Source organism: Erwinia sp. PPS120, assembly GCF_047918655.1.
Taxonomy (GTDB): domain Bacteria; phylum Pseudomonadota; class Gammaproteobacteria; order Enterobacterales; family Enterobacteriaceae; genus Erwinia; species Erwinia tasmaniensis_A.
This window is the reverse complement of record NZ_JBLREF010000009.1, coordinates 1-17,660: the sequence shown is the minus strand read 5'-3', so window position 1 is coordinate 17,660 and position 17,660 is coordinate 1. Positions and strand designations below refer to the sequence as shown.

At 52.8% G+C, this 17,660-nt stretch carries 15 protein-coding genes; 6 read left to right on the top strand and 9 right to left on the bottom strand.

The features are described 5' to 3' along the window. Both yihX and typA read right to left on the bottom strand, forming a co-directional pair. Window positions 1-597, bottom strand: coding sequence for a glucose-1-phosphatase (gene yihX, locus ACLRGG_RS05710; protein ID WP_416248824.1), 597 nt, complete (start codon window positions 595-597; stop codon window positions 1-3). A 138-nt stretch (window positions 598-735) separates the two neighbouring features. After that, the gene (gene typA, locus ACLRGG_RS05705) at window positions 736-2,559 is read right to left on the bottom strand and encodes a ribosome-dependent GTPase TypA (RefSeq protein ID WP_067709213.1); all 1,824 of its coding nucleotides are present in this window, start codon (window positions 2,557-2,559) and stop codon (window positions 736-738) included. Window positions 2,560-2,991: 432 nt separating this feature from the next. On the opposite strand from typA, the gene glnA reads away from it, so the two are divergent. From glnA to glnG, 3 genes are all read left to right on the top strand, one after another. After that, complete coding sequence (glnA, locus tag ACLRGG_RS05700; RefSeq protein ID WP_067709211.1) at window positions 2,992-4,401, top strand: glutamate--ammonia ligase; 1,410 nt, start codon at window positions 2,992-2,994, stop codon at window positions 4,399-4,401. Window positions 4,402-4,574: 173 nt separating this feature from the next. Next, window positions 4,575-5,624, top strand: coding sequence for a nitrogen regulation protein NR(II) (gene glnL / locus ACLRGG_RS05695; protein WP_416248823.1), 1,050 nt, complete (start codon window positions 4,575-4,577; stop codon window positions 5,622-5,624). A gap of 8 nt (window positions 5,625-5,632) precedes the next feature. Beyond that, on the top strand, window positions 5,633-7,042 hold the full coding sequence (glnG, locus tag ACLRGG_RS05690; protein ID WP_416248822.1) for a nitrogen regulation protein NR(I): 1,410 nt from the start codon (window positions 5,633-5,635) through the stop codon (window positions 7,040-7,042). A 101-nt stretch (window positions 7,043-7,143) separates the two neighbouring features. On the opposite strand, the gene hemN is transcribed toward glnG, so the two are convergent. Together hemN and yihI are read right to left on the bottom strand one after the other, a co-directional pair. Then, entirely contained in the window at window positions 7,144-8,511 is a 1,368-nt protein-coding gene (gene hemN / locus ACLRGG_RS05685; protein WP_416248821.1) for an oxygen-independent coproporphyrinogen III oxidase, read from the bottom strand. Window positions 8,512-8,768: 257 nt separating this feature from the next. Then, the gene (gene yihI, locus ACLRGG_RS05680) at window positions 8,769-9,305 is read right to left on the bottom strand and encodes a Der GTPase-activating protein YihI (protein WP_416248820.1); all 537 of its coding nucleotides are present in this window, start codon (window positions 9,303-9,305) and stop codon (window positions 8,769-8,771) included. A gap of 556 nt (window positions 9,306-9,861) precedes the next feature. On the opposite strand from yihI, the gene yihA reads away from it, so the two are divergent. Further along, complete coding sequence (gene yihA, locus ACLRGG_RS05675) at window positions 9,862-10,503, top strand: ribosome biogenesis GTP-binding protein YihA/YsxC (RefSeq protein ID WP_416248819.1); 642 nt, start codon at window positions 9,862-9,864, stop codon at window positions 10,501-10,503. 66 nt (window positions 10,504-10,569) lie between these two features. Here the strand turns inward: yihA and spfP are convergent, their stop codons facing one another. From spfP to ACLRGG_RS05655, 5 genes are all read right to left on the bottom strand, one after another. Next, window positions 10,570-10,617 carry a small protein SpfP gene (gene spfP, locus ACLRGG_RS21430; protein ID WP_071892919.1) on the bottom strand — a complete coding sequence of 16 codons (48 nt, stop codon included), beginning with the start codon at window positions 10,615-10,617 and terminating at the stop codon, window positions 10,570-10,572. Between the two features lie 349 nt (window positions 10,618-10,966). Continuing rightward, on the bottom strand, window positions 10,967-13,759 hold the full coding sequence (gene polA / locus ACLRGG_RS05670) for a DNA polymerase I (protein ID WP_416248818.1): 2,793 nt from the start codon (window positions 13,757-13,759) through the stop codon (window positions 10,967-10,969). A 417-nt stretch (window positions 13,760-14,176) separates the two neighbouring features. Next, a complete protein-coding gene (dsbA, locus tag ACLRGG_RS05665; protein WP_416248817.1) occupies window positions 14,177-14,806 on the bottom strand; it encodes a thiol:disulfide interchange protein DsbA in 630 nt (209 codons plus the stop codon). Between the two features lie 32 nt (window positions 14,807-14,838). Next, a complete protein-coding gene (locus ACLRGG_RS05660; RefSeq protein WP_416248816.1) occupies window positions 14,839-15,831 on the bottom strand; it encodes a serine/threonine protein kinase in 993 nt (330 codons plus the stop codon). 80 nt (window positions 15,832-15,911) lie between these two features. Next, window positions 15,912-16,181, bottom strand: a complete 270-nt coding sequence (locus ACLRGG_RS05655; RefSeq protein WP_416248815.1) for a YihD family protein — start codon at window positions 16,179-16,181, stop codon at window positions 15,912-15,914. Window positions 16,182-16,257: 76 nt separating this feature from the next. Here ACLRGG_RS05655 and mobA point away from each other — a divergent pair, with 76 nt between their 5' ends. After that, a complete protein-coding gene (mobA, locus tag ACLRGG_RS05650; protein ID WP_416248814.1) occupies window positions 16,258-16,848 on the top strand; it encodes a molybdenum cofactor guanylyltransferase MobA in 591 nt (196 codons plus the stop codon). Next, window positions 16,845-17,369 (top strand): molybdopterin-guanine dinucleotide biosynthesis protein MobB, encoded by a 525-nt coding sequence (mobB, locus tag ACLRGG_RS05645; protein ID WP_416248813.1) that lies wholly within the window; start codon window positions 16,845-16,847, stop codon window positions 17,367-17,369. Before mobA ends, mobB begins: the two co-directional genes overlap by 4 nt. The last annotated feature ends 291 nt before the right edge of the window (window positions 17,370-17,660 follow it).

Below are 17,660 nucleotides of genomic sequence, written 5' to 3'. Positions count from 1 at the left end.
TTAAACGCGATCGGCGAAAAAGGCAGGAACAACGTTGGCATCGGTAACCTGCACGCTATGAATGCCCAGCGCGCGAGCCGCTGCGATATTGTCTGCGTTATCGTCAAAAAAGATGGCCTGATCAGCCGTAACGCCCTCTTCCTGTAATACCTGCTGATAAATCCGTGCCTCAGGCTTGCGCATCCCCATATCCTGGGAAAGATAGATCCTGTCCGCCGCGCTTTTGACTTCAGGGAACTCCTCAGGCCAGAATTCGGTATGCAGGCGGTTAGTATTGGAGAGGATAACCACCCGATCGCCGCGCGCGCGAAGCCGGTTCATCAGCTGAACCACTTCAGGGCGGACGCTAACGAACACGGCCTGCCAGCCTGCGGCGAATTGTTCAAATCCCAACGCCAGGCCCAGTTCGTCGCAGACCTGTGTAGCAAAATCTTCGTCGCTGATTTCCCCCCGCTCGTGGCGCTGGAAGCTTTCACCCAGGGTAAAACGGCTTTGCAGCGTGGCCAGCGGAACGCGGCCCAGATCGCTCCAGACGCCAAGAACCCGGTTGAAATCAATATCAACAATGACGTTACCTAAGTCAAAGATATACAGCATGGTCATCTCCTTGTGTGCCGGTGAGCTATTCACTCTAGCGGTAAAAGGGGAGACTGAACAGGAATGGGGTTTGAAAATGGGCAGGAAGAGTAAAGGCCGGAGGGGATCCGGCCTTTTGATACAGTCCCTAACGAGCGATTAAGACTCTTTAGGACCGCGGCTTGCGCGTTTACGATCGTTTTCAGTCAGGTGACGTTTACGAATACGGACGGACGCAGGCGTTACTTCGACCAGTTCGTCATCATCGATGAATTCCAGAGCCTGCTCCAGAGACATCTTGATAGCCGGAACCAGCGTAGTCGCTTCGTCAGTACCTGAAGCACGCATGTTGGTCAGCTTCTTACCGGTCAGGCAGTTTACGGTCAGGTCGTTAGAACGGCTGTGAATACCGATGATCTGGCCTTCATACACTTCTGCACCGTGACCCAGGAACAGCTTACCGCGATCCTGCAGGCTGAACAGGGCGAAGGCTACTGCTTTACCCTGCCCGTTAGAGATCAGCACGCCGTTCTGGCGCTGGCCGATTTCACCCGGACGAACGTCGTCGTAGTGGCTGAAGGTTGAATACAGCAGACCGGTACCGGAGGTCATGGTCATGAACTCGGTACGGAAGCCGATCAGGCCACGCGCCGGGATCAGGTAATCGAGACGAATACGGCCTTTGCCGTCTGGGATCATGTCTTTAACATCACCCTTACGCTCGCCCATTGCCTGCATCACAGAACCCTGGTGCTGTTCTTCAATGTCCAGCGTCACGTTCTCGAACGGCTCCTGCATGCGGCCATCGATTTTACGATTGATAACTTTAGGACGTGAAACGGCGATTTCGAAGCCTTCACGACGCATGTTTTCAATCAGAACAGACAGGTGAAGTTCACCACGACCCGAAACGCGGAAGGCGTCGGAGTCTTCGGTTTCTTCAACACGCAGCGCCACGTTGTGCACCAGCTCTTTGTTCAGACGGTCAAGGATCTGACGTGAAGTCACGTACTTACCTTCTTTACCACAGAACGGTGAGGTGTTGACGTTGAAGTACATGGTCACGGTAGGTTCGTCAACGCTCAGGGCTGGCAGCGCTTCAACGCTCTGCGGATCGCAGATGGTATCAGAGATGTTCAGCTCGCCCAGGCCGGTGATGGCGATGATATCGCCCGCTTCGGCTTCGGTCGCTTCGATACGCTCAAGACCCATATGCGTCAGAACTTTACCGACTTTACCGTTGCGGGTTTTACCTTCGCTATCAACGAGGGTTACCTGCTGGTTGGGCTTCACTTTGCCGCGCTTGATACGGCCAATGCCGATAACGCCAACGTAGTTGTTGTAGTCCAGCTGGGAAATCTGCATCTGGAATGGCGCATCCATCTCAACCTGTGGAGGTGAAACGTGATCCACGATAGCCTGATACAGCGGGGTCATGTCTTCTGCCATATCGTTATGGTCAAGACCCGCAATACCGTTCAGTGCAGACGCATAGATAACCGGGAAGTCGAGCTGCTCGTCAGTCGCATCCAGGTTTACGAACAGGTCAAATACCTGATCCACAACCCAGTCTGGACGTGCGCCAGGACGGTCAACTTTGTTGATGACCACGATCGGCTTCAGACCATTAGCAAAGGCTTTTTTGGTCACGAAGCGGGTTTGCGGCATAGGGCCATCCATTGCATCCACAACCAGCAGCACCGAGTCGACCATTGACATCACACGCTCAACCTCACCGCCGAAGTCGGCGTGTCCTGGGGTATCCACGATATTGATGCGGTAGTCATTCCAATTAATGGCGGTGTTTTTTGCGAGGATGGTAATCCCACGCTCTTTCTCCAAATCGTTGGAGTCCATTACGCGTTCGGTTGCTTCAGTACGGGCATCAAAGGTACCGGACTGCTGTAGCAATTTATCAACCAGGGTAGTTTTACCATGGTCAACGTGGGCAATAATGGCGATGTTACGCAAATTTTCGATCACAGCTTTGCCTCAGGCATTAGAAATAGCGCGCTATTGTACACGGATTAATCGAAGGACTGAACAGGATCACAAATTTCAATTAAAGATAACTGTCAGGATTGCTTTTGTAGCCATTTACAGTGCAAGAAATGCACTCCATCGAAAAAATGCACCAAATTAGTGCGCATAGCGCACCGATTGGCACCATAATGGTGCGCGACTTCCATCATGGTGCAGCTCTCATGAAGCGAGAGCGCGCATCATAGCGCTTTTTGGGGCAAATAATAAAGTTGGCATAGATTTCGCTTTAATTAAGTAAGCGATAAATGCCCATTTCCATAACGGTTGATAGCTTGTCAGAGATCTTAGTATCGGACGACTGTGCCATATAAGCAAAGTTCGCCGCAGAGTTCTCTACCATAACGACAATGACCAAATCCAGGAGAGTTATGTATGTCCGCTGAACACGTCCTTTCGATGATGAACGAGCATGAAGTCAAATTTGTCGATCTGCGCTTTACCGATACCAAGGGTAAAGAGCAGCACGTCACCATTCCTGCTCATCAGGTTAATGCTGACTTCTTCGAGGAAGGCAAGATGTTTGACGGCTCCTCGATTGGTGGCTGGAAGGGCATTAACGAATCAGATATGGTGCTGATGCCTGATGCGACCACCGCGGTCCTTGATCCCTTCTTTGAAGATTCCACGCTGATCATCCGCTGCGACATCCTTGAGCCTGGCACCATGCAGGGTTATGACCGCGATCCACGATCCATTGCCAAGCGTGCAGAAGACTTCCTGCGTTCATCCGGCATTGCCGATACCGTGCTGTTTGGCCCCGAGCCTGAGTTCTTCCTGTTTGACGACGTCCGCTTCGGCGCAACCACCTCCGGCTCTCACGTGGCTATCGACGATATCGAAGCGGCATGGAACACCGGCAAAGAATACGAGGGCGGTAATAAAGGCCACCGTCCAGGTCTGAAAGGCGGTTATTTCCCGGTTCCACCGGTCGACTCCTCACAGGATATTCGTTCTGCTATGTGTCTGACCATGGAGCAGATGGGCCTGGTTGTGGAAGCGCATCACCACGAAGTGGCGACAGCGGGTCAGAACGAAGTGGCTACCCGCTTCAACACCATGACCAAGAAAGCCGATGAAATTCAGATCTACAAATATGTCGTGCACAACGTTGCCCACGCCTACGGCAAAACCGCGACCTTTATGCCTAAGCCTATCTTTGGTGATAACGGCTCAGGCATGCACTGCCATATGTCTCTCTCCAAGGGCGGTAACAACCTGTTCGCCGGCGACAAATACGGCGGCCTGTCTGAAACTGCCCTGTTCTACATCGGCGGCGTAATTAAGCACGCGAAGGCCATTAACGCCCTCTCTAACCCGACCACCAACTCCTACAAGCGTCTGGTCCCGGGTTACGAAGCCCCGGTTATGCTGGCGTACTCTGCCCGTAACCGTTCAGCTTCAATCCGTATCCCGGTGGTTGCCAGCCCGAAAGCGCGTCGAATTGAAGCACGCTTCCCTGACCCGGCGGCCAACCCGTACCTGTGCTTCTCTGCCCTGCTGATGGCTGGCCTGGACGGTATTATTAATAAAATCCATCCTGGCGACGCGATGGACAAAAACCTGTATGACCTGCCGCCGGAAGAAGAAGCTGAGATCCCGAAAGTAGCAGGTTCACTGGAAGAAGCGCTTAATGCGCTGAATGAAGACCGTGAGTTCCTGACGCGCGGTGGCGTATTTACTGATGAAACGATCGACGCCTACATTGATCTGCGTAAGGCCGAAATGGACCGCGTTCGTATGACGCCACACCCGGTTGAGTTTGAACTCTACTACAGCGTCTGATGTCGCTATAGGCCCGGCGTAATCTCTGGCGCAACAGGGCAGCAATCGGAAGAATGCCGTGGAAATTATAGCCCATCTCCGGATGGGCTTTTTTCACCGCGCATTCTCCGTTCAGGCAGACGTTTACCGGCTTCACTGACTATAATGCACTAAAACAGTGCAGGGGTTTATGCATGGCAACAGGCACGCAGCCCGATGCTGGGCAAATTCTCAATTCGCTGATCAACAGTATTTTACTGGTCGATAGCGAACTGGTCGTTCATTACGCCAATCCCGCGGCACAGCAGCTGCTGGCGCAAAGTTCCCGCAAGCTTTTTGGTACACCGCTGCCGGATCTGATGGGGTATTTTTCGCTCAATATCGACGTCATGCATGAGAGTCTGAATGCAGGTCAGGGTTTTACCGACAGCGAGGTCACGCTGGTGGTCGATAGCCGGGCGCACGTTATGTCACTCACCGCGCAGCGCCTTCCTGAAGGGTTAATCCTGCTGGAAATGGCGCCGATGGATAACCAGCGCCGCCTCAGCCAGGAACAGATCCAACATGCCCAACAGGTCGCCGCCCGGGATTTAGTCCGCGGTCTCGCCCATGAGATCAAGAATCCGCTGGGTGGACTGCGTGGCGCGGCACAGCTGCTGGCGAAAGCGCTGCCCGATCCGTCGCTCACGGAGTATACCCGGGTGATTATTGAACAGGCAGATCGCCTGCGCAATCTGGTCGATCGCCTGCTCGGACCGCAGCAGCCGGGCATGCACATCACGCAAAGTATTCATCAGGTGGTCGAGCGCATATTTACGCTGGTGTCGATGGAGCTGCCGGATAACATTACGCTGGTGCGGGATTACGATCCCAGCCTGCCTGAACTGCCACACGACCCCGATCAGATAGAACAGGTTCTTCTGAATATCGTGCGTAATGCATTCCAGGCGCTGGGCGAAGAGGGCGGCACCATTACGCTGCGCACCCGCACCGCCTTTCAGCTCACGCTGCACGGTGTACGTTATCGGCTGGTGGCGCGTATTGATATTGAAGATGATGGCCCGGGCATTCCGGCACAGCTACAGGACACGCTGTTTTATCCGATGGTCAGCGGACGTGAAGGGGGCACCGGTTTGGGCCTGTCGATCGCGCGAAGTCTGATCGACCAACATTCAGGAAAAATAGAATTCAGTAGCTGGCCTGGCCACACCGAATTTTCTGTTTTTCTGCCTATTCGGAAGTAGAGGTTTCTATGCAACGAGGGATAGTCTGGATCGTCGATGATGATAGCTCCATTCGCTGGGTGCTTGAACGCGCGCTCACGGGAGCAGGGTTAAGCTGCGTCTCTTTCGACAGCGGGAATAAGGTGCTTGATGCCCTTGCCTCCAAAACGCCGGACGTTTTACTTTCAGACATCCGTATGCCGGGTATGGACGGGCTGGCGCTGCTTAAACAGATAAAACAGCGGCACCCCATGCTCCCGGTCATCATCATGACCGCGCATTCCGATCTGGATGCGGCCGTCAGCGCCTACCAGCAGGGAGCCTTTGATTACCTGCCAAAGCCCTTTGATATCGACGAGGCGGTTGCGCTGGTCGAACGCGCAATTAGCCACTATCAGGAACAGCAGCAGCCGCGAAATCAGCCGGTAAGTGGCCCCACCACCGATATTATCGGTGAAGCGCCAGCCATGCAGGATGTCTTTCGCATTATTGGCCGGCTTTCGCGCTCCTCAATCAGCGTGTTGATTAACGGTGAATCCGGGACGGGTAAAGAGCTGGTCGCCCATGCGCTACACCGACACAGCCCGCGCGCTAAAGCCCCCTTTATCGCCCTGAATATGGCCGCCATCCCGAAGGATCTGATTGAGTCGGAGCTGTTTGGCCATGAAAAAGGGGCTTTTACCGGTGCCAATCAGATTCGACAGGGGCGTTTTGAGCAGGCCGATGGCGGCACACTCTTTCTCGACGAAATTGGTGATATGCCGCTGGATGTACAAACCCGGCTGCTGCGCGTGCTGGCTGACGGCCAGTTTTACCGCGTAGGCGGCTATGCGCCGGTGAAGGTGGACGTGCGAATAATTGCCGCAACCCACCAGAACCTTGAACTCCGGGTACAGGAAGGTAAATTCCGCGAGGATTTATTTCATCGTCTTAACGTTATCCGCGTCCATCTGCCTCCACTGCGGGAAAGACGCGAGGATATTCCCCGGCTGGCAGGGTATTTCCTACAGGAAGCGGCGCGCGAGCTGGGCGTAGAGGCCAAAATCCTCCATCCGGAAACCGAAACGGCGCTGACCCGCCTGCACTGGTCGGGCAATGTGCGCCAGCTGGAAAACACCTGTCGCTGGTTAACGGTAATGGCGGCGGGCCAGGAAGTGCTGATTCAGGATCTGCCTTCCGAGCTGTTTGAAACCGCCTCCCCCGACAGTCCGGTGCAGTCGCTGCCGGACAGCTGGGCGACGCTACTGGCGCAGTGGGCTGACCGTGCGCTGCGTTCCGGTCATCAAAACCTGCTGTCAGAGGCACAGCCTGAACTTGAGCGTACGCTGCTAACGACCGCACTGCGCCACACGCAGGGACATAAACAGGAAGCAGCCCGCCTGCTGGGCTGGGGCCGAAATACCCTGACCCGCAAGCTGAAAGAGCTTGGAATGGAATAAGCGCATATCTTCCTCCGCGCCTGACTCTTCCCCAGATGAACGGTCATAAAAACGGCCCCCATCACAATCACTGTGATGGGGGCTGTTTCATCCATCCCAAATCAAATTACCCGTGAAAATTGCTGCCTGTGCGCCTTCTGATGAAGATGACTGTCAAAACACATACAGATAATCCTTATTAACAAACGTCCTTTAGCGGTCACCTGAAGGCCCTTCTCGTCCATATCCACCAGCCCATCGTGCATCAGAGGCGTCAGGCGTTGCAGATCCGCGGCGAAATAGTCGCTAAAGGTGCGATCCCGCGTGTTGAAATCGGCAAAATTCAGGGAAAAACTGCAGATCAGCGCCTTAATCACGTCACGTCGCAGGCAATCATCCTCTGTAAGCTTCAGTCCCCGCCAAAGCGCCGTGTGCTGCTCGTCAATGGCCGCGTACCAGACCTTAAGTTCTTTATGATTCTGCGCATAGCTGTCGCCAAGCATACTGATAGCCGAAACCCCTATACCCAGCAGGTCGCTTTCGCCCTGCGTCGTATAGCCCTGAAAGTTGCGATGCAGCCGCCCTTCTCGCTGGGCCACGGCGAGTTCATCATCCGGGCGCGCAAAATGGTCCATACCAATAAACTGGTATCCCGCGTTGGTCAGAGTGGTAATGGACTGCTGCAGGATATCGAGTTTTTGCTGCGCATCCGGCAGATCGGCTTCTTTAATCTTACGCTGGGCGGCAAACAGCGCCGGCATATGCGCATAGTTAAATACGCTGAGCCGGTCAGGCGCGAGTGCGGCCACCTTCTTAAGCGTAAAGGCAAAGCTCTCGGCCGTTTGCAACGGTAAACCGTAGATTAAGTCGAGGTTTGTCGAGGTGAATCCGAGCTGGCGGGCACGTTCGACAAGGGAAAAAATGACCTCTTCACTCTGTATCCGATTGACCTTTTCCTGCACGGCTTTATTGAAATCCTGCACCCCCATGCTGAGACGGTTAAATCCCGCAGCCCGCAGGTGGTTCAGTACATCCAGCTCAATTTCACGGGGATCAACCTCAATCGACAGTTCTGCCTGTTCGCTAAAGCGGAACTGCTTTTTTAGCAAATCGATCAGTCGGGTAATTTGCGTTTTACTAAGATATGTCGGTGTACCGCCGCCCCAGTGCATCTGCGTGACGGTGCGCTTATGAAACAGCGGCGCGCGGGCGTTGATCTCCACCTCAAGCGCGTCCAGATAGCGGTCGGCCTTATGCTGCTGTCGCGTCACGACTTTGTTGCAGCCGCAGAAATAGCACAGCCGATGGCAGAAAGGGATATGAACATACAATGAAAGCGGACGATCAGGATAACGCTGCGCCGCCTGCAAAAAGGCTGCTTCGGTATAATCCTGATGAAATTCCAGCGCGGTGGGATAAGAGGTATAGCGGGGTCCGGAGATGTTGTACTTCTGGATCAGATTCAGATCCCATTCAATCGTCTGGATCACGGTATTCACTCCTGCGGCGGCGTCGGGTTGCCGATCGTCGGATAACAGGAGGATGACCCGGAAGCGAACGAACGGCCTTTCTGCGCAGCCGGTTTTTCAGCCGCGACAGACGGCGTAGTTTAACCAATGCCCAGGCCAGCCAGCAGAACAGAATTAACGCAAAAATTGATCCAGGCCAATTCATAAGCAGAGAAACCTTTTAAAACGACAGCACCTGCTGGTGGCGCTGCCGTTCAGCCTGACGTCGTCCGGAGTAACTACTGACCGCCCTTCAGCAAACGGTACATGTCTTCTTCGGCTTCTTTATCATCATCCGCATCATCATCCAGTGCGATACCCAGCTGCTCCATCAGCACGTCGATACGATCCAGGGACTGATCCAGCCATGCCTGATCTTCCGCTGACAGTGTTTCTCCGTTTTCCAGCCTGTCCAGAAGCGCGTCAAGGCGTTCGTTATTTTCCAGGGTGGCCAGCTCTTCTTCCGGCGTCATGCGGGGTTTCTTCTCTTCCTGCACCGGTTTAGCCACCTTAGCCGGCTTCACGGGCTTAGCCGCAGCGGAGGCCGCGCCCAGGGCTACGGGCTTTTTGCTGCCGATACGCGGATCTTTGCTTTTGTTGTCCGTGCTGCCTTTCTGGGCCTGGGCAAGAGGATTAGCGCGACTGCCGGTAGGATTGCCACGTTGCTTCTTGTCGCGCTTGCGGTCGCGCGCTTCAGCATTAAGGTCAACGCGTGCTTTGCGCGGGCTTTTTGCTGCTGGTTTTTTATCCTGGGGTTTACGTGCAGGTTGCTTCATGATTTCTGCTCTCAGACTTTTTATATTCAGTATAGAATTGCGGCGAAATCTAGCAGAAAGCAGACAAAGAAAAAAGGCGGCAGGTCTCCCTGTCGCCTTTTTTCGCACCTTCCGCAGAAGGACTGACTGAGTCAGCATCCTTTTGGGCATACAACATCCCGGTTTTCCTTTGCCGTTTCATCCTTCCCGGACGTGTTCCTTTCCATTTCGGGGCATTATCCACAACGCCTCTCCATCCCTGCTCAGCAGCATCCTGCCTACCCTGAGCGCTTCATCCTGAAGAGAACCCTCCAGGTTCTGACCAATACTTTAGACCATTAAGACAAACTCTCAAGTCAGACAGCGTAACTATTTTTACGCCAAAACTCGAAACTATACTAATACGTTGTTTATTAGAATTTTTTACATTTTTCCAAATTAACAGCAAACGATAAACGCTGACATGACCTGTAGCAAATCTCTTACAAAGAGTGGACCTGGCTGCGGTGAGCTGGGCGCTTTGATTCTATACAGGGTATACTCAGCGCAATTGCACATTTTTTCCTGGAGTTTTATTTTGTCTGGCTGGAATTATCATCTCACTCATTTCGTCACCAGCGCCCCTGATATCCGTCACCTTCCCTCCGATAGCGGAATCGAAGTGGCGTTTGCAGGCCGATCGAATGCGGGCAAGTCCAGCGCGCTTAACACGCTGACCAACCAGAAATCGCTGGCCCGTACCAGTAAAACGCCTGGCCGTACCCAGCTGATTAACCTTTTCCAGGTTGCAGAAGGCTACCGCCTGGTCGATTTACCGGGCTATGGCTATGCGGAAGTTCCTGAAGAGGTAAAGCTGAAGTGGCAGCATGCCCTGTCAGAATATCTGCACAGACGTGAATGTCTGAAAGGCCTGGTGGTACTGATGGATATCCGTCATCCGCTTAAGGACCTGGATCAGCAAATGATTAAGTGGGCCGTTCAGAGCGATATTCAGGTACTGGTTCTGTTGACCAAGGCGGATAAGCTGGCTTCAGGCGCGCGCAAAGCTCAGCTCAATCTTGTGCGTGAAGCGGCTAAAGGCTTTGTGGGTGATATTCAGGTAGAAGTTTTCTCTTCACTTAAAAGAATTGGCGTCGACAAGCTGAGCCAGAAGCTGGACAGCTGGTTTACCGACATCCCCCCTGCTGTTGAAGACGAAAGTCTGTACGAACCACAGTAAAGCGTTTGTTCTGGGCTACGCCCAATAAAAAACGCCCCAGTCATAACTGACCGGGGCGGCTAATATTCAGCCAAATCCGATTACGTGAAGTAAAAGGTCTGAAAGATAGAACATCTTACCTCTGTACCCTACGACTCAAACTCTACATGATTTTTTGGGGCCTAAAAAGGGTTTTTTGTAGTTAACTTCCAGAAAACCCCCAGCTTTATCCAACCCAGCTCACATAAACCCGCTCGACTTGTAGCTAAATTACTAAAAAAATGCTTACAGGAGAGATGTTTAGCTGAAATTCTGAGCAAACAGGGGAAACGTTACCCGCTGTCGCTTTTAAGTACACGAAATTCTTATGGATTAAGCAAGAGGCCAACAAAATGACTTTTGTCGGCCTGCTGGGTTAGCGTTGTAACGGTTTGCGCCTGGCTAAAAGCCGGCATCAGCACCTTATCCTTTTCTACTCTGGTAATTAATGGGCCTGATCCCAGTTATCACCTACGCCGATATCCACACGCAGCGGAACGTCAAGCGTCATGCTGTTTTCCATCAGCTCGCGGATTTTCGCCGATGCGGCTTCGACCTCGGAGGTTTTAACTTCAAATACCAGTTCATCATGTACCTGCATAATCATCTTCACCTCCGGCATCGACTGCGGCGTTAACCAGCCGTCTACGGCGATCATCGCTTTCTTGATAATATCGGCGGCAGTCCCCTGCATGGGCGCATTAATTGCAGCACGCTCTGCGGCTTTACGGCGTATCGCATTGCTGGCGTTGATATCGGGTAAATAGAGACGGCGACCGTCCAGCGTAGAGACATAGCCCTTTTCTGCTGCCTGCTGACGTGTATTTTCCATGTAGTCCAGCACGCCAGGATAACGCTCGAAATAGAGATCCATATATTTCTTTGCTTCGCCTGCGCCTATATTGAGCTGACGTGAGAGCCCGAATGCGCTCATCCCGTAGATCAAACCGAAGTTTATAGCCTTAGCGCTGCGGCGCTGCTCGCCGGTCACTTTATCCAGCGTCATGCCAAAGACCTCCGCCGCCGTAGCACGGTGGATATCCTGCCCATCGGCAAAAGCACTCAGCAGACCTTTATCCTGGGAAAGATGCGCCATGATACGCAGCTCAATCTGCGAGTAATCAGCAGCAACAATTTTGCAGCCTTCAGAGGCAATAAACGCCTGACGGATACGACGTCCTTCATCGTTGCGTACCGGAATATTTTGCAGGTTAGGATCGGTCGATGAGAGACGCCCGGTCGCCGTGACGGCCTGATGATAGGATGTATGGACACGCCCTGTTACCGGGTTAATCATCAACGGCAGTTTATCGGTGTAGGTGGACTTCAGTTTGGACAGGCCACGATGCTCCAGGATCACCTTCGGCAGAGGGTAATCAAGCGCCAGTTCGGCAAGGACTTCCTCACTGGTAGAAGGCGCACCGCCCGGCGTTTTTTTCGTGGGCTTAATCCCCTGTTTTTCGAATAAAATAGTCTGCAGCTGCTTTGGTGATGAGAGATTAAACGGCTCACCTGCCAGCTCATGTGCTTTTTGCTCCAGTCCGGCCAGGCGCTCGGTAAGCTCAATCGAATGCTTCGCCAGAATACCCTGGTCAATGAAAACCCCGTTGCGCTCGATGCGTGAGATAACCGTAACCAGCGGCATCTCAATCTCGTCAAAAACCTGTTTGGGACCCGCTTCTTTTTCCAGCTCCGGCCACATTTTAAGATGCAGCTGAAGCGTAACGTCTGCATCTTCAGCGGCATAGTGGGCGGCCTGTTCCAGGGCGATTTGATTAAAGGTCAGCTGTTTTTTGCCCTTGCCGGCGATCTCCTCAAAGGTGACCGTTTTATGGCTTAACCAGCGGGTGGCCAGCGTATCCATATCGTGCCGACCCCCTACGCTGTTGAGCGCGTAGGACTCCAGCATGGTGTCAAACCGGATGCCCTGAAGTTCAATATCGTAATTTTTCAGCACGCCGCGGTCATACTTCAGGTTCTGCCCAACCTTAAACGCCTTGTTATCTTCCAGCAGGGGTTTAAGACGTGCCAGGACGCTGTCACGGTCAAGCTGAACGGGCGCATCAAGGTAGTCATGCGCCACCGGCAGGTAGGCCGCTTCACCTGGCGCAACCGCAAAAGAGAGTCCGACAATATTGGCGCTGAGGGTATCGAGTGAATCCGTTTCCAGGTCGAAAGAGAACAGTGAACTGTCCTGCAGCTTTTTTAACCAGGCTTCAAAGGTTTCTTCATCCAGAATGGTGACGTAGCCATCGGATGACAGCACGCTGGCTACCTCACTGACGCTGCTCTCAGCGACTGCTTCTGCCGGCGCTTTCTGTCCTGCTGGCGAGCCTTTCCTGCCCTGTAGCCATTTGCCCTCTTCCAGATCGGTTATCCAGCGCTTGAACTCATAGTGACGGAACAGGCCGAGCAGCGTTTCTGCATCAGGCTCGTTAACCGTTAGCTGCTCACTGGTTACGTCCAGCGGTACATCGGTTTTGATCGTCGCCAGCTGATAAGACAGAAAAGCCAGCTCTTTGCTTTGTTCAAGCTTTGCCGACATGGTCTTAGCGCCCCTGAAGGTCAGTGTAGCGACCTTATCAAGGTTGGCATAAATGTCTTTTATCCCCCCCAGACCCTGAAGAAGCGCCTGCGCAGTCTTTTCACCTACGCCAGGAACGCCAGGAATATTGTCTGAGGAGTCACCCATCAGGGCAAGAAAATCGATGATCAGTGAAGGGGGAACACCGAACTTCTCTACCACTTCGTCTGGACCCAGGATGGCATTATTCATGGTGTTAATCAGCGTGATATCAGGTGTCACCAGCTGCGCCATGTCTTTGTCACCGGTGCTGATTAACACTGGCTTGCCTGTTTTCCCGGCTTCCCGCGCCAGCGTCCCGATGACGTCATCGGCCTCTACGCCCGACACGGCCAGCAGCGGCAGCCCCATTGCCCTTACCATGTTGTGCAAGGGTTCTATTTGCGCACGAAGATCGTCCGGCATAGGTGGTCGATGGGATTTGTAATCTTCAAAAAGCTCATCGCGAAATGTTTTGCCTTTGGCATCAAAAACTACGGCGACATGGTCAGGCTTATATTGCAGCAGCAGACTGCGCAACATATTCAGGACACCGTACATTGCGCCCGTGGGTTCACCCGCACTGTTGGTCAGTGGAGGGAAGGCATGATAAGCACGGTAAAGGTAAGAAGAGCCATCTACCAGAATAAGCGGGTTTTCTGCAATTTGTGCCATAGGTTTTCGCGTTCTTCGTTGGTTTTTTCAATGTGGTAAGGATGCCACAGCTGAGTATAAAAGATGAAATAACTCGGGGGTGAATCGTGCCTTACGGATGAGTTATGCGAACAGCTTCCCAATAACAAGCTGTGGATAAGTTTGTGCGTAAATTTGCAAAGGTATTGCAAAAACCAGAACATGATATCGCGGACTGTTAAAATTATTATTCATTACATAAGGTTAGTAGATTACCTTAGGATTTGCTTTATCCCTGCCGAAATTAATTCAGTGTGGATATTATTTATGCCCCGATCAATGTGGCGCGATCGGATCCAACGGATCGGCATAACCGGGAGAAGCAAATTAAGAACAGAATTTTCAGCCGGATGGGGAAGATAACCACACCAGCCGCAGGCTGGTGTGGTTGAAAGCAGGTTACTTCTGGGTCAGCAGGAATTTCACAACGTTAGCATATTGCTGAACGTAGTTGTCCATTGAGCTGGTATCCAGACCGCCGTTGTTTACCATGTATTTCCCATTAACGAACATCGCAGGAACACCGCGCAGATCGACGTCGGCAGCCGCTTTTTCCTGCTGCGCAACCAGCGATTTCACCACAAAGCTGTTCCACGCCGCATCGTAATCTTCTGGTTTAATACCGGCCGCTTTCACAAAGGTCGCTTTCAGACTGGCCGGGTCGGTAATGGTTTGGGTTTTCTGAATGCCATCAAAGATAGGGGCCGTCACTTTATCTTCCACACCCAGCGCCATCGCCACCGCCCATGCCTGGGTCAGGGTTTTGCCCATCTCTCCACCCAGGAATTCCACGTGGTATTTGGTCACTTTGGTGTTCGCGGGCAGGTTTTTCTTCACCGCATCGCTAACGTGCCAGACGTGTTCAAACTCATAGCAGTGAGGACAAAAGAAGGAGAAGAACTCCATAACCTGAGGTTCACCGGTAACGGGCTTTTGAATTGTCACATACTGTTGACCATCGGTGAACTGTGCAGCCGATGCACTCATTGCCAGCATCATGCCGACCAGCGCAAACCAAATCTTTTTCATTGGAAAATTCTCTCCTAACAGCAAAAGGGCCATCAACCCTGAAAAGTAGGTACAAGCTGCAGCGGGGGTTCCTGCAACAGCTTTGCCTGTTGATTAAAAATAGCTATCTGCCTGCGCCAGAAATCCTCGTCCGTCATCCACGGGAAACTTGCAGGAAATGCGGGATCCTCCCAACGGCGGACCACCCATGCCAGATAATAAACCATCCTCATGGCGCGTAAAGGCTCAATCAGTGACAATTCATGTGAGTCGAACTCACTGAATTCACTGTAAGCTTCCAGTAAAATATCCCACTGGATACGCTGCTCCTGAACATCACCGTTGATCAGCATCCAGAGATCCTGAATGGCGGGGCCATTGCGCGCATCATCCAAGTCGACAAACAGCGGGCCGTCGCGCCAGAGGATATTACCCGGATGGCAATCGCCATGCAGGCGCATCGGCTGCCACTGAGTATGCCAGTAATTATGTAAAGTTGTGCCGATAAGCCTGACGCTGGCTAATAAAGGCTCTATGAGCTTTGCCGGGATCAGGCGGCTCTGCTCGAGAACGGCCAGAGGCTCTTCGATATACTCTTTCAGACCCAGGGTCGGCCGCACGGTGAAGGTCTTCTTTCTGGCCGTCTGGTGGATTCGGCCCAAAAAACGCCCTACCCACTCCAGCTGATCATAGTTGTCCGTTTCGTACTGCCGGCCTCCCAGGCTGGGAAAAACCGCGTAGCGGTAGCCCTGATGCTGATGGAGGGTCATTCCCTGAAGAAGCAACGGTGCCGCGACGGGCACCTCATCATTAAGCAGCTCGGTAGTGAACTGGTGCTCTTCGGCGATCTGTTGATCTGACCACCTCTCCGGGCGATAGAATTTGACGACGTAGCGTTTCCTGTCCTCATCGGAGAACTGGTAGACCCGGTTTTCATAGCTGTTCAGGGCAGTAAGCCCTGACTCTACCCGAATTCCGGTCTGCCACAGCGCATCCAGAATGGTATCAGGATCCAGGTTTTGAAAGTTAAAGGCAGGTCCTTTCATCCGACATACTCACAGATTATCGCAAATGAATTAGCGATAAAGAATATCATCAAACAGGCAGCATGACGGTAAATGGTGATTTAATCTTTAATCACGCCGCGGGCACGCAGCAAAGCGGTCTTAAAGTCTTCCTCATAATCTTTTTTCAGACCGGGGATAGCTTCATCTTTATCCGTGCCGCGCATTTTAAGATGATAGATTAGAACGTCGTCGGTAATATCGCTAATGGGCTGGGTAAAACCCGCTTCATCCGCGATTTTCTGCAAAAATTCTACTAAATTAAGATCGGGTTCCTGCTGCCAGGCTGGCTGAAGCAGGGAAATGAGTTCGTTCAGGCGATGGCATTTCATGCTGTTGTTCCTGTTAAAAGGTCAATTCTGCTACGTTAGCAGGGTTAAACCCACATTAAAAGAGGGTGTAAGCTTTATGTCCAGGATCTCCTTCCCACCCATCACGGGGGTAATTCTCGCTGGTGGCCAGGGAAGTCGTATGGGCGGTGAGGATAAAGGTCTCATCCCGTGGCGGGGTAAACCGCTTTATCAGCATGTGTTAGGGCGACTTTCTCCCCAGGTAAGCCAGCTCTGCATCAGTGCAAACCGTAATATTTCTATTTATCAGCAGAGTGGTATACCGGTGTTCGCAGATACTCTGCCGGACTTTCCCGGACCACTGGCAGGCATGTTAACGGCATTACAAAATATCGCTAACGACTGGGCCGTTTTTGCACCCTGTGATACGCCAGAGCTTCCTGACGACTTAGTTGCGCGCCTGTGGCAGGAGAAAAAGGATGCATCAGCAGTCTGGGCGCGGAGTGGCGATCGCGACCATCCGACGCTGGCGCTGATAAACGTCTGTTTAGCGGGAGATCTTGCTTCATTTCTCGCAGCCGGGGAACGACGAGTCATGCTATTTCTTAAGCAGGCGGGTGGTCATGCTGTCTCTTTCGATAGCTGCCCTGCCGCTTTCGCAAATCTTAACTCTCCCAGCGATCTCCTGGGTAAGAGTGAGGCATTGTGATCCCTCTGTTAGCTATTGTCGCGGCAAGCGGCACAGGAAAAACGACGCTGTTGAAGCAGCTGATCCCACTGCTTTCAGAGCGGGGTGTCCGCTGCGGATTGATTAAGCATACCCATCACGACATGGAAATTGATAAGCCGGGAAAAGACAGCTACGAGCTACGTAAAGCCGGTGCCGATCAGGTGATAGTCGCCAGTCAACAGCGCTGGGCGCTAATGACCGAAACGTCTGCGGCTGACACGCTGGATCTGCATTATCTGGCCAGCAGAATGGATGAGAGCAAGCTTGATTTGATTCTGATTGAGGGCTTTAAAGGCGAAGCAGTGCCGAAGATAGTGCTTTACCGGCATGAGCCGGGAAAACCCTTCCCCGACGGGCTGGACGAGCACGTTATTGCGCTGGCCAGTGACATCCTGCTCGAGTGCCGGGTGCCTCTGCTGGACCTGAATGCGGTGGATACCGTGGTGGATTTTATTGCTCAGTGGCGGGAAAAACAGCGCCGTTCTGCCGGTACTGAGTGAAGGTTACGGGCTGATTTACAGGCCAGCACGTAACAGTCATGACCGCGAGCGGGGCCTGAATGCAGTAACCCTGATCCTGAGCGCAATTCCCCGGTCCCTGTACGCATAATCCTGACTCTGAGCGCAATCCCCCCGGCCCCTGTACGCATAATACTAACTCTGGGCCGAATAATTTCCCGGTCCCAAAACGCAAAAAACCCTGACCGTGAGGTCAGGGTTATCGCTTTATCTGATGCCTGGCAGTTCCCTACTCTCGCATGGGGAGACCCCACACTACCATCGGCGCTACGG